Below are 18,941 nucleotides of genomic sequence, written 5' to 3'. Positions count from 1 at the left end.
CATTTTTACAATAGCAGATTAACCTTCACAGAACTTCATAAAGGCTTTTAAACCAGGCCCTTGATACTTTTGGCGATGTACTAACATGAATAATGGTCGTGAGAGTTGCCAGAATGGTGTATTCAGTACCACTAAGTGTCCTTTTTCTTGTAAAGGTTCAATCGCGAGTTTAGAAATACAGGACATGCCCAAACCACCCGCAACAATTTTAAGAATTGCTTCGTTATGTCCAAGGGTCAGGCGGATATTGGCATCAGGCAAATCTTGCAAAATGGCATTGTCAAACACTTCACGAGTCCCCGAACCTTCTTCGCGTAGAATCCATTCGACATTATCAAAGTCAGCAGGACTGAGTTCACGATTCAAGCGTGCCAAGGGATGATTAGGGGCACAACAGACCGCCAGTTCATCATCCCGCCAATGGATACATTGGAGTTGAGGTAAGTGGCATGAACCTTCAATCAAAGCCAGATCTAACTGAAATTGGTTGACTGCCTCAATCATTTGGCGCGTATTACCCACCTGAAGTTGTAAATGTGCTTGTGGTTGAATTTGTAAAAAATCTGCCATTAAATCAGGCATTAAGTAATCACTGATGGTTAAGGTTGCCCCTAAACGCAAATCGATACTTTGTAATTCACCTTTTGCCGCTTGTTCAAAGGCTTCACAGCGTCCTAAAATTTCAAGGGCTTGTGGCAATAAGAAACGACCTAGATCATTCAATTGCAGACGCTTACCCAAACGGTCAAACAGAGGAGCCCCTAAGCCGTCTTCCAGATCTGCCAGTGCCATACTTGCAGCACTTTGAGTCAACTTCACCGCGTCGCTGGCTTTGGTGACGGTGCCTTCCTGAGCGACTGCTACAAAAACAGCCAATTGGCGTAAAGTCATGCGCATGAATGTAGCCTTAACATTTAAAAAATATTAATAAATTATATTGTCATGCTAACATGAGCGCAGTCTTTGATGCCACGTCGAAATCATGTCAATTGAAAAATTTAGCGTAGAAAAGGTTTTATCTGTTCAGCGTTGGACCAATACTTTATTTAGTTTCACCATGACACGTCCTGCACATTTTAAGTTTACCGCAGGTCAATTTGCCCGTATTGGCTTAAAAGTTGGCGATGAATTGGTGGTTCGAGCCTATTCAATTGTGTCTTCACCGTTTGATGAAACCTTAGAATTCTTTTCAATTGTAGTACCTGATGGGGCATTTACATCCAACTTGCAACACTTACAAGTGGGCGATGAACTGTATTTAGAAAAAATCCCTTACGGATTCTTAACGCTTACCCGTTATCAGTTGCCATTACCTCAGGATTTATGGCTATTGGCAACAGGCACAGGCTTAGCACCTTTTGTTTCCATGCTGCAAGACTTTGACACATGGAGCAAATATCAACATATTTATTTGATCTATAGTGTTCGTACTGCTTCCGAATTGGCTTATGTTGAGCGTATTCAAGAGATTGCGCAGACTTTTGGTGAAGGGCATACAGGTTTTAAATTTGTGCCGATTGTGACCCGTGATCCGCAAGCCGTATTGCATGATCGTTTGCCAATATTGATCGAGAATGGTGCACTTGAACAAGCTGTTGGCTACCAACTGAATCCTGCAACAAGTCATGTGATGTTGTGTGGTAATCCGCAAATGGTAGAAGATACCAAAGAGGCGTTGAAAGCTCGTGGCTTAACAATGAATCGCCGTGGTGAGGGCAATATCGCGGTAGAAAATTATTGGTAAACCCCAATTTTATTGGTTATCAGTATTTTGAATGAACATTAAAAATCCTCCATTTAGGAGGATTTTTTTGTCGCTAAAACTTAGTGCACGAACATATCCATGAAATCGCGAATTTCATAAATGGCACTGTCTAAATCTGTGCTGAGCCATGTTGGTTCAAAAAAGCCTGCATAATATTCCAGACGATCTTGTGGCACCACTAAACGGACAGGGCATTCCTCTTCCACTAAACGCCAAGGCAAAATTGGCACTTCATTATCTAAAAATGCCGCTATATTGCGAATGTCCACAATCATGGCATTCACGCATTCTGGAAAAGGCATGACTGAAAATTCTTCAGTACGACGACGGAAATATTCTAAATCACCCCATTTCAGCACATAGCTTGGCTTGGTAAATTCAATAATACCAATCAGATGCTGATCACGTGTGTAGTGTAGTGAACATTGATGTGTGACGTCGGTGTCAAGATCAAGTGTGACACTTTGTTGACTATACGCCATAAAGATTAGGAGCATTTAAAATGAGGTGCATAATTATACTCTAGTTTCGCAGTATTGCGGCAAATGGTTACATATTCTTTGACGTGCGCTGAGCTGTAACAATATCCCCCATCAAGCAAAAATGTTTATGTTCTTAAAGCAGACCATCTGCTTTTTTATAAATACAAATCAATTTGAACAAAAAGTTAAAATTGGTATGGCTTATGCATTGTTCTTTAGCATCAAGCAAATGCGAGGTGCCTATGTCAAATGTCAAAAGTATAGTTGCTGACACTCATTCAGATCATCATTCCAATACAGAATATTTTGCTCAACGCAAACTCAAGCAAGGCGCTGTCGGATGGCTATTACTGATTGGGTTAGGCGTTGCGTATGTTATTTCTGGGGACTTTGCAGGCTGGAATTTTGGCTTGGCACAAGGTGGATGGGGTGGCATGTTTATTGCCACGATTGTGGTTGCCATCATGTATTTATGTATGTGTTTAGCCATGTCAGAAATGTCGACCATGCTGCCTACGGCGGGAGGAGGTTACAGCTTTGCGCGGACTGCCTTTGGACCTTTGGGGGGCTATTTAACGGGAACCGCAATCCTGATTGAATATGCGATTGCTCCTGCTGCAATTGCTGTGTTTATTGGCGCCTATTGCGAATCTTTATTTGGGGTTGGTGGCTGGTTCGTTTATTTACTTTGTTATCTGTTTTTTATGGGCATTCACCTTAAAGGTGCGGGAGAAGCCTTAAAAATTATTTTCATTATTACTGCCGTGGCTGCCGTAGCGTTACTGGTTTTTATTGTGGCGATGTTGCCACACTTTGACAGCCAGAATTTACTCAATATTCCTGTCAAAACCGATGCAGTTGGGGCAAGTGCATTTTTGCCTTTGGGCTATTTAGGCATTTGGGCGGCTGTGCCTTATGCCATCTGGTTTTTCTTGGCGGTGGAAGGTGTGCCTTTGGCGGCAGAAGAAGCCAAGGAGCCACATAAATCTTTACCACGTGGTTTGATCGGTTCAATGCTGATTTTAGCTGTGTTTGCCTTAGCCATTTTATTTTTGGGTGCGGGTGCCGCAGGTGCTGATACCTTAAAAGAGTCTGGTGCACCATTGGTAGATGCGTTAAAAGTGGTCTATGGCGAAAATACTTGGTTAGCAGGTTTTGTTAATTTTGTGGGGTTAGCAGGCTTAATTGCGAGCTTCTTCTCAATTATTTATGCTTATTCACGCCAGATTTTTGCCCTGTCTCGCGCAGGTTATTTACCTAAGAAACTTTCATTAACAAATAAAAACCATGCGCCACATTTAGCCATCATTATTCCTGGGGTGATTGGGTTTATGCTGTCTTTATCAGGTGAAGGTGATCTACTGATTTTGATGGCAGTTTTTGGGGCCACCATTTCTTATGTATTGATGATGATGGCTTATATTAAATTGAAAATTGCTAAACCGCATCTGCCTCGTCCCTACAAAGCTCCTGGTGGAATTGTCACCGCTTCGATTGCCTTAGTTTTAGCAGCAATAGCGACGGTTGCAGGCTTTGTAGTCGATCCAAAAGTGTGGTTTATGGCAGCCGCAATTTACACGGTTTTTATCCTGTATTTCTTAATTTATAGCCGTCATCATTTGGTCGCAGGCACTCCAGAAGAAGAATTTGCCAATATTCAGGCAGCAGAACAAGAACTCAATACCTAAGGAGTCTGGGCAGTGATCTATCGGATTGATGTTGCACATCAACATTATGTTTTTTCAGATTTAAAAACACTTATGGCAAAGGCGACACCTGAACGTTCGGGTGATCAGCTTGCAGGGATTGCGGCACAGAATGCAACCGAGCGTGTAGCGGCACAAATGTGTTTGGCAGATGTACCACTCAAACAGTTTCTGAATGAAGCGCTGATTCCTTATGAACAGGATGAAGTGACCCGACTGATTATGGATGAACATGAGGCTGAAGCATTCTATCCGATTTCGCATTTTACAGTAGGTGACTTGCGAAATTGGTTATTGAGTGCCGATGCTACTACGGAAAAATTGACTGCACTACAGATGGGTTTAACGCCAGAAATGGTGGCTGCTGTAAGTAAAATTATGCGCAATCAGGATTTGATTTTAGTCGCAAAAAAATGCCGTGTGATTACCCAGTTTCGCAATACTATTGGTTTAGAAGGGCATTTGTCGACACGCTTACAACCCAATCATCCCACCGATGATGTTTTAGGGATTTCTGCGAGTATTTTGGATGGTTTGATGTACGGCAATGGTGATGCGGTGATTGGGATAAACCCTGCAACTGATAACCTGCAAAACCTGTCAGAACTATTAAAGCTGCTAGATTACATTATACAAGAATATGATATTCCGACGCAGTCTTGTGTGCTGACGCATGTAAGCTCAGGTATTCAACTGGCGAATAAAAATGTTCCAATAGATTTGATGTTTCAGTCGATTGCAGGAACAGAGCAAGCCAATAGCGCCTTTGGGATTAATTTAGCTTTACTCCAAGAAGGTTATGAGGCTGCACTCAGCTTAAAGCGAGGAACCGTAGGACAAAATGTGATGTATTTTGAAACAGGTCAGGGCAGCGCGCTTTCCAGTCAAACCCATCATGGGGTAGATCAACAAACCATCGAAGCCCGAGCTTATGCGGTAGCACGCAAGTACAAGCCATTTTTAGTCAATACTGTAGTGGGGTTTATCGGCCCTGAATATCTCTATAACGGCAAACAGATTATACGTGCGGGCTTAGAAGACCACTTCTGCGGAAAATTGCTGGGCGTCCCGATGGGCTGCGATATTTGCTACACCAACCATGCCGATGCAGATCAGGATGATATGGATATTCTGCTCACATTATTAGCCAACGCAGGTATTAACTTTATTATGGGCATTCCAGGTTCAGATGACGTGATGTTGAATTATCAAACCACATCGTTTCATGATGCTTTATACATTCGTCAGCTTTTAGGACTTGCGCCAGCACCTGAATTTAATAATTGGCTTGAACAGCAAGGCATTTTAAAACAGCAAAGTTCAAGACTGGAATGGCCTCAGCACATGCCTGAAAGATTTTCACGCTTGCTGATGTCTTAGTTTAGGGAGATATGGATGAAGTTACATTATGATGTTCAATATCCACAGCAATTTGAAAAAAATAGTTGGGAACAACTGAAACAGTTTACCGATGCTCGAATTGCCTTGGGGCGTACAGGCGGAAGTCTACCAACTCGTCCACTGTTAGAGTTTCAACTGGCTCATGCCCAAGCTAAAGATGCCGTATTAAAACCTCTTGATATTGAATTATTAAGCCAGCAATTTGAACAGCAGACCATTCCTTTTGTGCAAGTTAGTAGTTGTGCAGTCGACAAAGATACCTATTTGAAACGTCCTGATTTGGGGCGAGAACTTTCGGCGACTTCAAGGCAAATGCTTACAGCAATGCAATCAGAACAAAAACAATATGATGTATTAATTGTGGCAGGCGATGGCTTATCTGCACGTGCGATTGAAGATAATGCGGTGAGTTTTATTGCTAAAATGTTAGAGGCGTGTGCCCAACAAGGTTGGAGCATCGCCCCTATTGTTATCGCAACAGGAAGCCGAGTGGCTTTGGGGGATGAAATTGCCCAAATTTTAAATGCGCAAATGTTGGTCATGTTGATTGGAGAGCGCCCAGGCTTGAGTTCTCCAGATAGCATGGGTATTTATTATACGTGGCAAGCTCAAAAAGGCTGTCATGATGCCATGCGTAATTGTATTTCGAATGTGCGTCCAGCAGGCTTAGATGAAGTGACAGCGGTGCAACGCCTTGTTGCCCTCATGTCGAAGTCCAAACAATTACAATTTTCTGGTGTGAATTTAAAAGATGAGCATGAAATGGTCATTGAGCAGGGGCAACCCCAATTGCTACATGGAATTTTTTAAAAAAGCGAGATCCTGCTCTACAGAAATGAAAGCTAAGTTATTTTTCTATAGATAATTTACAAGCGCTCACGATCAAATAATGCTTTGTCACACAATCTTATAGTTTTTGTTGTTAGTATAAAAATTCAACAAGGGATGACTTTTGTGAGGGGAACATGGTACATGATTTCAATAAACCGCCTCATGTCACGAGTGCTGAAGAAATAAGACAAAAAAAACGCTTACCAGTGTACATGCTAATCTTAGTCGGTATCTTTTTCTTGGCACTTGTGGTCTATATGCTTTCAAGCGGAACGCCAAGTTAAGAATGTGCAACGGGGAAAGTCTTTGAAACAATGTGAGAAGACGGGGTTCGATGCAATAATTCGGGGTGGATTTGCTTGAGTTAAACAGACGATTTAACTAAATGATTTTTTATTCGATAAAAGCTCTAGCTCAATAAGCTAGGGCTTTTTTGCTATTTGAATGTGCCCTTTTGTTGTAATTCTGCATATGAGTGTTGATTAAAAAAAATACAAATTCTAAGGTTATTGAGTACCTCCATGTTTTTATGAATACAACAACAATCAAGCTCCTGATGGAGTCGGTTATGAACAGAAATAAGAAGAGGGAATAGACATGAATGAGTTTTTTGAAGGGGGAATGAGACCCCCTGAAATGAATGGAATGTATTACTGGGATCAGTTGCATCCAATTTTGTCTGCTGTTGCTATCTTGCTCATTGGTTGGGTGATTGCTTTAGTGATCGCTGCTGCAGTGAAGAAGGTGTTATCTAAATTAGGCACCAATCAAAAGCTTTCGGGTGCAACGGGACATCGTTCCAATATTGAAAACATCGTGTCTAGAATTGTCTTTTGGATTGTACTGCTGATCGCCGTGATTGGTGCATTGAATGTTTTGAATCTGACTAGCGTCAGTGGTCCATTCAGTAATATGATTCAACAATTCTTATTATTTATTCCTCAACTTTTGGCAGCCACGGCCGTTGCTTTTATTGGCTGGATTTTTGCCAACTTAGTGAAAGTTGGGCTGAAAAAATTACTGGATCGAACTCAGCTCGATGAAAAATTGAGTGAAGATGTAGGCGTCAGTCCAATCAGTCAAAATATCAGTGAGATTGTTTACTGGCTGATTCTATTGCTATTTTTACCGATTGTTCTGTCGATTTTAGGTTTAAATGGTTTGCTGTTCCCAATTCAAAATATGTTGAATGAAGCCATTTCATATCTACCAAACTTGTTTATTGCTATTGTGATTGTATTTGTCGGCTATATTTTGGCAAAAATTGTTCGAGGTATTCTGGAAGGCTTGATACAAAGTTTAGATCTACAAAAACAAGCGCAAAAAATTGGATTGTTTAAGAATTCGAATTTAGCCCATGTATTAGGCTCATTTGTATTTGCCATTATTATTATTACTGCCTTAATTATTGCATTTGAAGCCTTGGGCATTAATTCAATTTCACAACCTGCAACAGCTATGTTGTACGAAATTATGAATGCTATTCCGCAGATTATTGCGGCTGGGTTAATTTTGATTATTGCTTATGTCGTTTCACGTTTTGTGGCAAATTTGGTGGTGGATGTAGTTTCTGGGACTGGAGTGGATGATATTCCTGCCAAACTTGATCTACAGCGCTTTTTAGGCACTACGAAAATTTCATGTGTGTTGGGTTATCTGATTGTATTCTTTACCATGCTATTTGCAGTATCCGAAGCAGCCAATCGCTTGGGTTTAGAGCAAGTTAGTATACTAATTTCCATGTTTATTCAGTTTGGTGCCAATATTCTATTAGGTGCTGTCATTTTAGTGATTGGATTTTGGTTGGCCAATTTGGTGGCAAATGTTGTACAGCGTGGTGAATATCAGAGTTCGGTTTGGTTAGCCAATTTGGTCCGTGTGCTCATTATGGGGTTGGTCGTTGCCATGGGCTTAAGAGCGATGGGAATTGCAGATTCGATTGTAAATTTGGCATTTGGTTTAACTTTGGGTGCTGTCGCTGTGGCATTTGCACTGGCATTTGGCTTGGGAGGTCGTCAACCTGCGGAACGTATTTTGACTGACTTGATTGAGTGTGCGAAAAAGCAGGCGAAAGAACCTAATCCCCAACCGAAAACGTCGACACCAATGGCATCTACACAGGTCAAGCCACAAACCGCTGCAACATCACCTACAGATCAGGTTGTTCCAGATGATCTATTGGTCGACCCTGAGCATAAACCGTTGAATAACCCATATGGTTCTACGGGAGAAGCTGAAGAAGATGTCGATATTCAGCCAAAAGATGACCCGAAATAACGTGTTTAATTTTACCAAGATCGATCATGCTTAGGCAGGTCGATCTTGTAAATGAGGAAAAATGATGAAAATTAAAAGACCAAATACGATTATTGCCCCAATCATTATTGTAGGAATTACCTTCGGATTTTTAGTGAGTGCCTATAAATTTATTTTTGCCCAACAATCAACACAAGCGAATGCCACTGAAGAAGAGGATCCCTTAAAACAGGAATCTTAATACTTTATGCTGAAAGAGTCGCATTTTTAATTTGGTTGTGCTATTGATAGAAAGTGTTCAGCATCATTTAGTATTTAGTTTAATACTGCTGACATATTTCTGAATTAAATTTAGAACTAAAAATAGATAAGGAAGGGAATAACAATGTTTAAATTCTTATTAATCCGTTTAAATGCATTGACTAAAGTTGCGAATACACAAGAGAATTTAGACCAAATGCAAAAAGCCATTGAGCGTGTGCATACCAATCAACAAGTGCATTTATTGCGTACGGACTATTTAGAGTAAAGGTTGATATTTCATCTATCACTTGAAATTTGGGTCAAACAAAAACAGGCAGCAGAAATCATCTGTTGCTTGTTTTTGTTTGAGAAAGATTAAACATATTGCGAAGCAGCATGTGCTGATGACCATGCCCATTGGAAGTTGAATCCTCCCAAATGTCCTGTGACATCGAGTATTTCACCCACAAAATATAAGCCTTTTTGCTTTTTACTTTCCATGGTTTTCGATGAAACTTCAGTGGTATCTACGCCACCTAAAGTCACCTCAGCAGTACGATAACCTTCTGTTCCTGATGGTTTGACTTCAAATGCATGTAAGCGCGTTGCAATGTGTTCCAGTTTTTCATCCGACAATTGGCCAATCGCAGTTTCAGCCAGTTCAGGCCAAATGAGGTTTTGTAGTTCAACCACCACGCTTTTAGGGAAATGCTCACCCAGTAAAGTACGCAGTAGGGCTTTAGGTTGACTCTGTTTTTTCGCTTTTAAGTAATCTTGCAAATCTATGCTTGGCAAGAAATCAATTTTGAAGCTTTGCCCAATATCCCAATAATTTGAAAGCTGTAGCGAGCTTGGCCCACTGAGTCCTCGATGGGTAAATAAAAGAGCTTCAGTGAAAGCGTTTAAATCATTCGATAAAGTTGCATCTACAGCGTTGCCACTTAAGCGAGTGGTCACTTCTTTAAAACTATCCGAGAAGGTGAAAGGCACTAAACCTGCACGAGTCGGATAAACATGATGACCAAATTGTTTCGCAATTTCATAACCAATGCCTGACCCTCCCAAGGTTGGAATAGACAAGCCACCCGATGCAACCACGACAGATTCAGCTTCAAAATAACCCAGTGTTGTGGCAATTTGAAAACCTTGTTCATCAAGTGCAGTGATGGCTTTCACTTCACAGTTGGTTTTAATATCGACCAAACCTGTTTTTTCACACTCACTTAATAGCATGGCTAAAATCTCTTTAGCACCATTGAGGGTGAAGAGTTGACCATGTTTACGTTCTTCATATTCAATGCCGTACTCACAAACTAAGCCAATAAAATCCCAATTGGTATAGCGGGTCAGGGCTGAAATTACAAAGTGCGGATTATGTGAAATAAAGTTGCTTGGTTCGACATAGAGGTTGGTAAAGTTACATTTACCACCACCCGACATGAGAATTTTTTTACCGACTTTATTGGCTTTTTCTACCACCACGACTTTACGTCCGCGTTGAGCTGCCATATAGGCTGTCATTAAGCCAGATGCACCAGCACCTAAAACTAAGACATCATATTGATTTGTGGACATGACACACTCACGGGAGAATAAAGCAGGGCATTATAGACCATCTTTTTTGCTTTTTCAGGACTATCTAAAGCGCAGCTAAACGGCCTTGAAGCCCGCCAGAATGAATCACTAAAATGCGATGATCTACTGGAAATTCACCTTGTTGAATTAAATCGGTTAAGCCCAACAGCATTTTGCCTGTGTAAATCTGTTCCAGTGGAATCTGATAGCGCTGCTCAAAGTCTTGAATAAATTGCAGTAGTTCAGGCGTAGTTTTGGCATAACCGCCACAACAATATTGATCGGTAATTTGCCAATTATTTTTTTGGGTGAGTTGCTGCACTTCTGCTGTAAGAAAATCGCCTTTGAGCGCGGAGAAGCCCAAAATTTGCTGTTGTGAAGTACTAGCTTCAATGAGGCCTGCAATGGTGCCCCCAGTACCGACTGCACAACAAATCAGGTCGTAATTTTGTCGATCTTCATCAGAGAGAATTTCTGTACAGCCCTGAATGGCAAGCGGATTCGTTCCCCCTTCCGGAATCACATAATAGTCAGGGTAATCTTGTTGTAACTGTGCTAAGTAGGCTGAGCTTTGCTTTTGTCGATAGGTTTCTCGCGTTACAAACTGCAACTGCATACCAAATTGTTGCGCCGTATGTAGAGTTGGGTTTAAGGGTTTACTGACTAGCTCTTGACCTCGAATAATGCCTAGACTTTCAAATCCAAATAACTGTGTTGCATAGGCCGTCGCAGCAATATGATTGGAATAAGCCCCACCAAAGGTCAGCAGTTTTTTATAGCCTTGTTGCTGTGCCGCTAACAGGTTGTATTTGAGTTTAAAAAATTTATTGCCTGAAATATGTGGATGAACTAAGTCCAAACGTTTGATGCTAATTTCAAATCCTTCGACAGTAATTTGCTGATAGGGAATGGTTTGGGCAATTTGGTCAAACATAGAATTTTTATCAACTTGGCTCAGAGCATAGTGTAAATGAAAATGAATTTTTTCTGCACAAGATTAACGTTGTGCAGAGTGGGTATCGACTGAACTAATCACTGACATGCCAGGACGTAAGTTTTCAATACCCGCTTGATTCGGGTCAATTGCAATCCGTACTGCAATCCGTTGTACCACTTTGGTAAAGTTACCTGTCGCGTTATCGGCTTTAAGCACACTGAATTCTGAACCAGCCGCAGGGGAAATTTGCTCGACATGACCTGTAAATTTTTGATGATTTAAGGCATCCACCGTAAACCATGCTTTTTGCCCAATTTTCATGTTGGCAATTTGAGTCTCTTTAAAGTTCGCAGTGACCCAAGTTTGTTGTGGAATCAGATAGAGCAACTGTGTCCCTGCTGCCACATATTGTCCTACACGTGGGTTCGCTTCACCGAGTTGTCCATCCATTGGGGCAATAATACTGCTGTAATTTTTGGTGGTTTGAGCTTGATCCAGTTGTGCCGCAGCATTGGTGACTTGTGCCTTCAAACCTGTTTCGGCCACCTGTGCGGTTTTGAGCGCTTCTTTTGCCACCAAGACATTGGCTTGCGCCTGCTGTAATAGGGCTAAATTATTTTGTGTATCTGCAATGGCTTTGTCTTGTTCTGATTTAGACGCTGCGCCAGAGTCTCCCAGCTGTTGATAGCGCTGCTGTTGTGCCAATGACAGTTGGTACGCTGCTCGCGCTTGTTCGACTTTGGCTTCTGCTGCGACAATATCGGCTTTACGCTGAGCTATACTTTGCGTTTGATTGGATAGGTTGTTTTTAGCTTGATCTACTCCAGCTTCCGCCTGCGTCACTTTCTGATCATAAGTCGTAGCATCAATGTGCATCAATACTTGGCCTTTTTTGACGTGATCAAAATCACTGACCAATACATCTTTGACGTAGCCGTTAATTTGAGACGATAACACCGTGGTTTTGCCTTTGATGTAGCTGTTGTCAGTAGACTCAACTGCACTGTCAAAAGGTCCAATTTTCCACGCCCATAAGATGATGCCAATACCGATGATCAGTACTAAAAACATCAAAATCAAGGTACGTTTCGCTGTTGGAATGAGTTTGCTGGATGGCGGCGTAGTGGGTGCTGTCACCGTTGGCTGTTCAGCCTCAGGCGTATTTTCAGAAGTTACATTTGTTTCAGCGGGAGCTACTGGTTTTTGATCATCAGACATAACAATTTCTCAAATAAATAGGGAGCGGTGGCATTAGGTTTGACCGATTTTCGCTTGTTGCTGCTGTTGGTATTGATTCCGTGCAATCAGGAATGTCCCCCATAGCAACAGCAGCATGGCGACAATGCCATTGAAGCTAATCACATCGTTATAGGCACGTACTTGGGCCTCTCGAGTCACCACTTGATTTAAGTTTTTTAAGGCTTGTTGTTGTTCCAATTGCTGATCGAGTGTGTAACGTTGTGAGCTTTGCTGATAGGTTAAAATTCGTTGAGCAATTAAAGGGTTGGTTTCTGGGAGCTGCTGAATGATTTCGGCACGGTAGTTTTGGGTTCGAACCTGTTGATAGGTAGAATAAAAGGATGAACCGACTAAGCCACCAAAAGTTTGGGTTGCTGAAAAAAGTACAATAAACGTGACAATATGGGTGGGGCCTTTTTGCATGGCACTTAAAATTCCTGTAACCAGCAATGGACCAATAAATACGCCACTGGCAAAGCCGACCAAAAATTGGCTGCCATAAAAGTTGGAAGGACGAACATCGCTAGTGAGATGGAAATCCAGTCCGCAAGCAACCAATACCAAAGCTTCAGCTAACAGTAGGTGCCAAATAATCCGTTCACGTGAAAAGGTGATCGCACTAAATAAGGTTCCAGACACAATGCCTAAAAAGATCACCACATAGAGCGGAACAAATTGATCGGGTCCCATGCCCATTGTTTTGAGAAAACTTACCGCAGCATAACTTTGCTCTGACATTAAGAAGCGAATTGCAAAGGCACCAATGATAAAACGCACCGTGGATAATGTACCCAGCCAACGGGTCATAATCAGTGGATTGACCCGATAATGCTCATAGACCAAACCAAGCACAATTAGGCTGAATCCAGCAATTAACAGGTAAGCCAGCCATTTCACTTCAAACCACCACAAGATTGGTCCTTGGGTTAACACGATACACAAAAAGGCAAAACCAGGCGCAAGCAAGGCAAAGGTGAAAAAGTCCTGTTTTTCAAAAACAGCTACTCTTAAACTGCGGGGTAATTTAAGAGACACCACCATTGCGAAACAGCACAGAGCTAAACCAATTTCAAAGGTGTATAAGACATTCCAATTATTCACATCAATGAGGTATGGAGAAATGATCCATGCCAAGGGAATACCGAGCTGTTGGAAGCCTAAAGCCAAATAGATACTGCGACCAAAATCTTCCCGCTTAAAGGCCTGCATAATGTAATACATACCTAAAGAGCTGAGAGGTGCTGCAACCATGCCGCTAATAAAACGTACCAACACTGCCATTTCAAAGGTATGCACAAAGACGTGTAAAACCAAAACCACAATAAAAATGAGTAGACCAATTTCAGAAAATAGACGTAAACCGTATTGTTGGCGGGCTTTAAACAAAATTAGGTTAGAACTGACGTTTGCCATGACATAAGCCGCAGGAATCCAAGCCACTTCAGAAGGAGTGAGCCCATATTCACCCTGAATTAAGGGCAAATTCGCGGTAATAAAACCATTACTCAGACTCGCAGACAGTGCGATAAACAAGCCGATACAAAAATATAGAATACGTTTGGTATTGGAGTGAGCAATTACGGCTGGGGAACCAGGTAGGGTTGGCTTTTCTTCGGGCGTCCAGTTTGGCGCAGGTTCGAGGAGGCGTGGGGGCTGTGTCATGAGTGGAGCCCTTTATGATCGAATACCATTGAGGAGTAGTTCAATCGCACGTTGCGCAAGTTGTTGTTGCTCTTTATCAGTCAGTCCTTGAAATGAAGTCCTTAAAATAGCCGTAATCATGGCGTAATCTTGGGTGGTCAAATCGGGACGACATACGCCGTGGCGAATGGCTTGATCAATCAAAGGCTGTAAAATTGCATCGCGACGTGCGTAAATATCGACCATGATGGGATCATTACGATCAATCACCCGCCAATATTCCATCAGTGCAGTTAAATAAGGTAAGTTGTAGACATGGTTTTCAATTAAACGAATAAAGCCATCGTCATACTGAGAAAATGCTTCAGCACGGAGTGCAAGCCGTTCCAAAGCTTGTTCCATAAGTGCAATCACCAACGCACGACGGTCTTCAAAATTACGATAAAAAGTTGCTCGTCCGACGTTGGCTGCATCAATGACCATTTGCAGCGGTGCATTTATCCCATGAGTGCGAAAAACCTGAATCGCGGCTTCTAGTAATTCTTCACGGTTTTGTGCAGCACGCTGTTGACGACTGGTCATGGTGATTATTTCATTTGATTTGGGAGTACTAATATTTAACGGACAAAAATGTCCGTTGTAAATATTCAGTCCTGTAAGATTTTGTAAATGACTTTATAGGTTTCTAATTTAATTTACTTATATTATTGTTTTTACTATATATAATTAATATTTTTAAAAGAAATAAAATGCCTTAAAACTGCTCATGTCGAAGGATAAAAGTTGTAACAAAGTTAATAGGATTGGAAAAATAAAAGTGCTATGCTGAATAAACAATAAGAAAGAAAAAAAGGGGATGTGATGAACAAAATATCCTTGATACTGATCTGTATTATGGCAGGGTTGCTCACAGCTTGTGATGCAAAGGATGATCTGAATAAACCTCAAACGATGGTTAGAACCATGGTCATTGGGGGCGTACCTGTGGCTGATCATGATTATAAGTCGATGGCTCGTGATCGAACATCCGATGTCGATCATTCACAACCTTAGTATTTTTCATTCTGGATGAATTTGACTTGATTTTAGTTGCCAATACGAAGGCAAAAATTGGACTGATTCAAAACAGATTAAATAAAAAAGAGCATCTGAATGATGCTCTTTTTTTTAATTCAAGTCATTAGTGGAAAACTGCTTCTAAAGCCTTTAATCCAACTTTAGGATCGAGTAAACCATTATAAATCTCTGGGATTTTACGTTCGACCCCAAAGAATTCATAGATGGCAAACATTGCTCCACGAACTGAATATTCGACGGTAAAGACCACATCATCTTCAATTTCTACAAATTGCCCCAAGAATGCGAAATTCTGTGATCCTTTTGGAATCACGAAAGGACGATCTCCAGATTTACGGCAAGCAAATAGGGCTGACGCATACGGCATCATGACTGTTGTGACCTCAGTGTTAGCAAGTACGTGTTCTAAGATGTCCTCGAAACCTAATTGATGAATTAATTCAGTCAAAATTTCTTTGCCTGTACATGCGCTCATAGGTTTAGCGATGTAGTCACCTTGATGATCTATTTGGAAACCATAACCCCATAAAGTAAAAGTCCCTTGTGGCAAATTGGCAAAGTGGGGCTGTGCGGGAACCACAATCGACAAATGCCACCCTGATTCAAACCATGTCATTAACGCACCTGTACCAGGTTGATTGCCTGTATAGTCAATAATCCGTTTAAGCAGTACATCATCTTTCATGGTTAGCGTGAATGACTCCCACTTGTGTTCATCTACATTGCCATAAAAACTCATAGGGCGTCCAAAATCAGGTGCTTTTTTGGAAAGCGTTTCCCATAAACTCCAACCATGATCTTGGCGATCTCGAATTAATGCGGGAACATCATCATTACTGCCATAACGTGTGTCGGCAGTGATTGAACCCAAGGTAAAAATGGCAAGATCATGCTGCTTTAGCTCTATTTCTTCTTTGCCTTCGGGTAATGTGACATAAAGTTTGGTCGCACGACGCTCTTGTGTGGTTTCATCCGTACTAAAATCAGCATCGGTGACATAATTGCCAAAGCGCACATCAACGCCTTGTTCAACTAACCAACGCTGTAAAGGCAGAATCATCGAATCATATTGATTATATTTGGTTCTTTTTACGCCAGCCAAAGTATGAATGCGAGGCAGTTCTTGAATAAAGCGTAAGAAGTAACGTCTTAATTCAGCCGCACTATGCCATTTTTGAAAGGCAAAAGTGGTTCGCCACATGCGCCAAAAATTACTTTGAAAAAAAGAGTCATCAAAAAACTCATCAATACGACGACTGCCAATTTTTTCTTCTTTTGATGCTAATAAGCGTAGCATTTGGGCTCGATGCAAATTGCTTAAACCTAATTTTTCCGCATCTAAAATATTATGCTTGGCGTCAATTAATCGTGCATTGGCGTGGGTTTTCACTTGCTCATTAAACTCACGACATTCTTCACGTACAGAAATGTCTGGGTTTTCTAAAGAGGGAATACTCGAAAATAAATCCCATAAACATAAATAGGTTTCATCAGTCAGCATCCGTCCACCACGTGTAACCCATGCATGTGCAGCTTCAGGAGTTTGACCACCATCCATCGAGCCACCCGAAAGGTTTAATTCTTCTAGTATATGAATGTTTTGGGCAGGGACTTGTGCATCACGAATGGCAAAGGCTGCTGCGGCCATACCTGCAATGCCACCCCCCACGATCCAGAGATGTGTGTGTTTAGCGTCGAATGTTTTTTTATTCGGCATGATCAACCCTCTTGTGTCATTTTTATCAGAAAGTAAAATAAAACCATATTTTTAGTATGTGATTGTTGGTGTAAGAATACTATGAAAGAAATGTGAAAATTTAATGTGAAATTTTGATTAAAAAAATGGTTTTATGGAGAAAAAAGTAATTAAGTTAAAATGTAAAATTTCTGTGTTATAATTTTAAGCATATGATAATAAATATTATATTGAATAATTACTCTAATTGAGTTCATTGTTTTGGCATTAATAAATACTTTACATGTGTATTTAAATAACAATATTAAAGGGAATAGAGTCGCTTGGGATAATATGATTTACAGTGTTTTTTATTTCGCTAAACACATTTTTTGATAGGTTTTGGTGCAAATTTTGTCTAAAATAATGCACCCATTTTTATCCCAATGCATCGAGGTGCGCTTTGGAATCGCTCATTATATTAGGTTCAATTACCTTAGCTTTAATGTTAGGCGCAATTAGCCCTGGGCCGACCTTTATTTATGTGGCGAAAAACTCAATTGCGATTTCGCGTAAACACGGTTTGTTTACTGCATTGGGTACAGGAACAGGTGCAGCGTTGTTCGGTTTATTGGCGGTAATGGGTTTACAAGCCATTCTATTAGCAGTGCCTTCGGCATATCTCGCTTTAAAAATCTGTGGTGGTTTATATTTACTTTGGCTGGCATTTAAAATTATTAAGCATGCTAAGGAGCCAATGGAAACTACGAATGGTGAAACAGCTCCAATGAGCTATAAACAAGCGTACCGATTGGGCTTAATTACACAGATGAGTAACCCGAAAATTGCGATTGTGTTGGCCAGTATTTTCACCGCTTTATTACCGAAAGACATTCCGACCTATTTTTATGTCGTATTACCTATGCTGTGTTTCTTTATTGATGCAGGTTGGTATTCATTGGTGGCAGTTGCTTTGTCAGCAGAAGGTCCACGTAAAGTTTATTTAAAATCGAAAGCGATTTTTGACCGTGTAGCGGGTGGGGTTATGACTTTACTTGGGCTAAAACTGATTTTTGGAATGAAGTAACAGTTTTACATCGTTGACCCTCTCCTAAACGGAGAGGGTGGTTCAGTTATAGACTAGTCCTTAAAATGCACAGGAATCCACTGATAGCTTTTTCCATCTACTGAATAGATGTGTCCAATTCCTGGGAATGGTAAATGTGGTGCAGCAATGGTTTCCCCATTTTTTGCATATCCAGCAAACTGCTTTAAGCGGGTCACAACGGCCTGTTTAGGATCAATATCGTATTCAATAGCGGTTTCAGGTTTATCGAATTGCACAGTATGTGAATGCACAATATCACCAATAAATACCACCGTTTCATCTTTCGTTTTTAATGCATAACTGTAGTGTCCTGGGGTATGCCCAGCAGTATTTATTACATCAAATCCTTGAATCTTATCGCCAAGTTTGTAAGTTTTAAAACGCTGTTTAGCTTGATAAGGGGCTATAGCTTGCTGAATTTTTTCTACAGTTCCTAAGTAGCCTGCTTGTTTCTCTTTCGGTAGTTTTTCGACTTGCTTTGGATTGAGCCAGAAATTGGCTTCATCATTTGATACGTAAACTGTGGCATTGGGGAAGTTGGCAACACCATTTTTGCTGATCCCACAAACATGGTCTGGGTGTAAATGCGTAAGTAAAATGGTATCAACTTGTTCTGGTTTATAGCCAGAAGCCTTTAAGTTGTTTACGACTGAACCTAAATGTGAACCAAAACAGCTCGCAGCTCCGCTATCCACCAAAACCAGTGAATTGCCTGTATTGACTAAAAAGGCATTGATCGAGGTTTGTATGCCTTTAGCTTGGTCGGCATAGTATTTCTTTAAAATATCATGGACTTCTTTTTCAGGCAGATTCTTAAAAAGAGTCGGTGACATAAAGTTTGTACCATCAAGAAGAGCAGTGATTTGCACATCACCCGTTTGATATTGGTAATAACCAGCGATTTGTTTTTGCTGTTGAATTGGAGCGGGTGGAGAAGTGGCAAATGCAGCATGACTAATCACACTTGCGCAGATGAAAGTTGCAGCAATATATTTATTCATTGGG

The 18,941-nt window shown here is 41.0% G+C and carries 18 protein-coding genes; 9 read left to right on the top strand and 9 right to left on the bottom strand.

Annotated elements, in window-relative coordinates; genetic code table 11:
* Window positions 1-18: 18 nt before the first annotated feature.
* Window positions 19-897, bottom strand: coding sequence for a LysR family transcriptional regulator GigC (gigC, locus tag MP622_RS10365; protein WP_016166013.1), 879 nt, complete (start codon window positions 895-897; stop codon window positions 19-21).
* 85 nt (window positions 898-982) lie between these two features.
* On the opposite strand from gigC, the gene MP622_RS10360 reads away from it, so the two are divergent.
* Complete coding sequence (locus tag MP622_RS10360) at window positions 983-1,744, top strand: ferredoxin--NADP reductase (protein WP_044740944.1); 762 nt, start codon at window positions 983-985, stop codon at window positions 1,742-1,744.
* An 80-nt stretch (window positions 1,745-1,824) separates the two neighbouring features.
* Here MP622_RS10360 and MP622_RS10355 read toward each other — a convergent pair whose 3' ends face one another.
* Window positions 1,825-2,247: a hypothetical protein gene (locus MP622_RS10355; protein ID WP_016166011.1), complete on the bottom strand. Its 423-nt coding sequence runs from the start codon at window positions 2,245-2,247 to the stop codon at window positions 1,825-1,827.
* Window positions 2,248-2,489: 242 nt separating this feature from the next.
* Here MP622_RS10355 and eat point away from each other — a divergent pair, with 242 nt between their 5' ends.
* The 6 genes from eat (at window position 2,490) to MP622_RS10325 (ending at window position 8,970) form a co-directional block, all read left to right on the top strand.
* The gene (eat, locus tag MP622_RS10350) at window positions 2,490-3,935 is read left to right on the top strand and encodes an ethanolamine permease (protein ID WP_243790851.1); all 1,446 of its coding nucleotides are present in this window, start codon (window positions 2,490-2,492) and stop codon (window positions 3,933-3,935) included.
* A gap of 12 nt (window positions 3,936-3,947) precedes the next feature.
* Complete coding sequence (locus MP622_RS10345) at window positions 3,948-5,333, top strand: ethanolamine ammonia-lyase subunit EutB (protein ID WP_243790850.1); 1,386 nt, start codon at window positions 3,948-3,950, stop codon at window positions 5,331-5,333.
* 15 nt (window positions 5,334-5,348) lie between these two features.
* A complete protein-coding gene (gene eutC / locus MP622_RS10340) occupies window positions 5,349-6,164 on the top strand; it encodes an ethanolamine ammonia-lyase subunit EutC (RefSeq protein ID WP_044740941.1) in 816 nt (271 codons plus the stop codon).
* 618 nt (window positions 6,165-6,782) lie between these two features.
* Window positions 6,783-8,462 carry a mechanosensitive ion channel gene (locus tag MP622_RS10335; RefSeq protein ID WP_243790848.1) on the top strand — a complete coding sequence of 560 codons (1,680 nt, stop codon included), beginning with the start codon at window positions 6,783-6,785 and terminating at the stop codon, window positions 8,460-8,462.
* Window positions 8,463-8,526: 64 nt separating this feature from the next.
* Window positions 8,527-8,682: a hypothetical protein gene (locus tag MP622_RS10330; RefSeq protein WP_243790847.1), complete on the top strand. Its 156-nt coding sequence runs from the start codon at window positions 8,527-8,529 to the stop codon at window positions 8,680-8,682.
* A gap of 144 nt (window positions 8,683-8,826) precedes the next feature.
* Entirely contained in the window at window positions 8,827-8,970 is a 144-nt protein-coding gene (locus MP622_RS10325) for a hypothetical protein (RefSeq protein ID WP_243790845.1), read from the top strand.
* Window positions 8,971-9,059: 89 nt separating this feature from the next.
* Here the strand turns inward: MP622_RS10325 and MP622_RS10320 are convergent, their stop codons facing one another.
* From MP622_RS10320 to MP622_RS10300, 5 genes are all read right to left on the bottom strand, one after another.
* A complete protein-coding gene (locus MP622_RS10320) occupies window positions 9,060-10,259 on the bottom strand; it encodes an NAD(P)/FAD-dependent oxidoreductase (RefSeq protein WP_044740939.1) in 1,200 nt (399 codons plus the stop codon).
* A gap of 64 nt (window positions 10,260-10,323) precedes the next feature.
* The gene (locus tag MP622_RS10315) at window positions 10,324-11,193 is read right to left on the bottom strand and encodes a pyridoxal-phosphate dependent enzyme (protein ID WP_243790844.1); all 870 of its coding nucleotides are present in this window, start codon (window positions 11,191-11,193) and stop codon (window positions 10,324-10,326) included.
* Window positions 11,194-11,256: 63 nt separating this feature from the next.
* Window positions 11,257-12,414, bottom strand: a complete 1,158-nt coding sequence (locus MP622_RS10310; protein ID WP_243790842.1) for an HlyD family secretion protein — start codon at window positions 12,412-12,414, stop codon at window positions 11,257-11,259.
* 33 nt (window positions 12,415-12,447) lie between these two features.
* A complete protein-coding gene (locus tag MP622_RS10305) occupies window positions 12,448-14,097 on the bottom strand; it encodes an MFS transporter (RefSeq protein ID WP_243790840.1) in 1,650 nt (549 codons plus the stop codon).
* Window positions 14,098-14,109: 12 nt separating this feature from the next.
* Window positions 14,110-14,658 (bottom strand): TetR/AcrR family transcriptional regulator, encoded by a 549-nt coding sequence (locus MP622_RS10300; protein ID WP_243790838.1) that lies wholly within the window; start codon window positions 14,656-14,658, stop codon window positions 14,110-14,112.
* 279 nt (window positions 14,659-14,937) lie between these two features.
* Between MP622_RS10300 and MP622_RS10295 the strand changes: the two genes are divergently transcribed.
* Window positions 14,938-15,129, top strand: coding sequence for an NF038215 family lipoprotein (locus MP622_RS10295; protein ID WP_243790837.1), 192 nt, complete (start codon window positions 14,938-14,940; stop codon window positions 15,127-15,129).
* Between the two features lie 127 nt (window positions 15,130-15,256).
* Here MP622_RS10295 and MP622_RS10290 read toward each other — a convergent pair whose 3' ends face one another.
* A complete protein-coding gene (locus MP622_RS10290; RefSeq protein WP_243790835.1) occupies window positions 15,257-16,870 on the bottom strand; it encodes an oleate hydratase in 1,614 nt (537 codons plus the stop codon).
* A 463-nt stretch (window positions 16,871-17,333) separates the two neighbouring features.
* Here MP622_RS10290 and MP622_RS10285 point away from each other — a divergent pair, with 463 nt between their 5' ends.
* Entirely contained in the window at window positions 17,334-17,915 is a 582-nt protein-coding gene (locus MP622_RS10285) for a LysE family translocator (RefSeq protein ID WP_171069569.1), read from the top strand.
* A gap of 53 nt (window positions 17,916-17,968) precedes the next feature.
* Here the strand turns inward: MP622_RS10285 and MP622_RS10280 are convergent, their stop codons facing one another.
* Window positions 17,969-18,937 carry an MBL fold metallo-hydrolase gene (locus MP622_RS10280; protein WP_243790833.1) on the bottom strand — a complete coding sequence of 323 codons (969 nt, stop codon included), beginning with the start codon at window positions 18,935-18,937 and terminating at the stop codon, window positions 17,969-17,971.
* Between the last annotated feature and the right edge of the window lie 4 nt (window positions 18,938-18,941).

The organism is Acinetobacter sp. PK01 (assembly GCF_022819285.1).
GTDB classification, from domain to species: Bacteria; Pseudomonadota; Gammaproteobacteria; order Pseudomonadales; family Moraxellaceae; genus Acinetobacter; species Acinetobacter tandoii.
Note: the sequence above shows the minus strand (reverse complement) of the source record. Positions and strands in the feature narration are given on the sequence as shown.

Excerpts from the sequence above, each read along its gene's own strand:
- MP622_RS10280 (WP_243790833.1), bottom strand. The coding sequence starts at position 18,937 with ATGAATAAATATATTGCTGCAACTTTCATCTGCGCAAGTGTGATTAGT.
- MP622_RS10355 (WP_016166011.1), bottom strand. The coding sequence starts at position 2,247 with ATGGCGTATAGTCAACAAAGTGTCACACTTGATCTTGACACCGACGTC.
- MP622_RS10325 (WP_243790845.1), top strand. The coding sequence starts at position 8,827 with ATGTTTAAATTCTTATTAATCCGTTTAAATGCATTGACTAAAGTTGCG.
- MP622_RS10285 (WP_171069569.1), top strand. The coding sequence starts at position 17,334 with ATGTTAGGCGCAATTAGCCCTGGGCCGACCTTTATTTATGTGGCGAAA.
- MP622_RS10300 (WP_243790838.1), bottom strand. The coding sequence starts at position 14,658 with ATGACCAGTCGTCAACAGCGTGCTGCACAAAACCGTGAAGAATTACTA.
- MP622_RS10310 (WP_243790842.1), bottom strand. The coding sequence starts at position 12,414 with ATGTCTGATGATCAAAAACCAGTAGCTCCCGCTGAAACAAATGTAACT.
- MP622_RS10295 (WP_243790837.1), top strand. The coding sequence starts at position 14,938 with ATGAACAAAATATCCTTGATACTGATCTGTATTATGGCAGGGTTGCTC.
- gigC (WP_016166013.1), bottom strand. The coding sequence starts at position 897 with ATGCGCATGACTTTACGCCAATTGGCTGTTTTTGTAGCAGTCGCTCAG.
- MP622_RS10315 (WP_243790844.1), bottom strand. The coding sequence starts at position 11,193 with ATGTTTGACCAAATTGCCCAAACCATTCCCTATCAGCAAATTACTGTC.
- eat (WP_243790851.1), top strand. The coding sequence starts at position 2,490 with ATGTCAAATGTCAAAAGTATAGTTGCTGACACTCATTCAGATCATCAT.
- MP622_RS10290 (WP_243790835.1), bottom strand. The coding sequence starts at position 16,870 with ATGCCGAATAAAAAAACATTCGACGCTAAACACACACATCTCTGGATC.
- MP622_RS10360 (WP_044740944.1), top strand. The coding sequence starts at position 983 with ATGTCAATTGAAAAATTTAGCGTAGAAAAGGTTTTATCTGTTCAGCGT.
- MP622_RS10335 (WP_243790848.1), top strand. The coding sequence starts at position 6,783 with ATGAATGAGTTTTTTGAAGGGGGAATGAGACCCCCTGAAATGAATGGA.
- MP622_RS10305 (WP_243790840.1), bottom strand. The coding sequence starts at position 14,097 with ATGACACAGCCCCCACGCCTCCTCGAACCTGCGCCAAACTGGACGCCC.
- MP622_RS10320 (WP_044740939.1), bottom strand. The coding sequence starts at position 10,259 with ATGTCCACAAATCAATATGATGTCTTAGTTTTAGGTGCTGGTGCATCT.
- MP622_RS10330 (WP_243790847.1), top strand. The coding sequence starts at position 8,527 with ATGAAAATTAAAAGACCAAATACGATTATTGCCCCAATCATTATTGTA.
- eutC (WP_044740941.1), top strand. The coding sequence starts at position 5,349 with ATGAAGTTACATTATGATGTTCAATATCCACAGCAATTTGAAAAAAAT.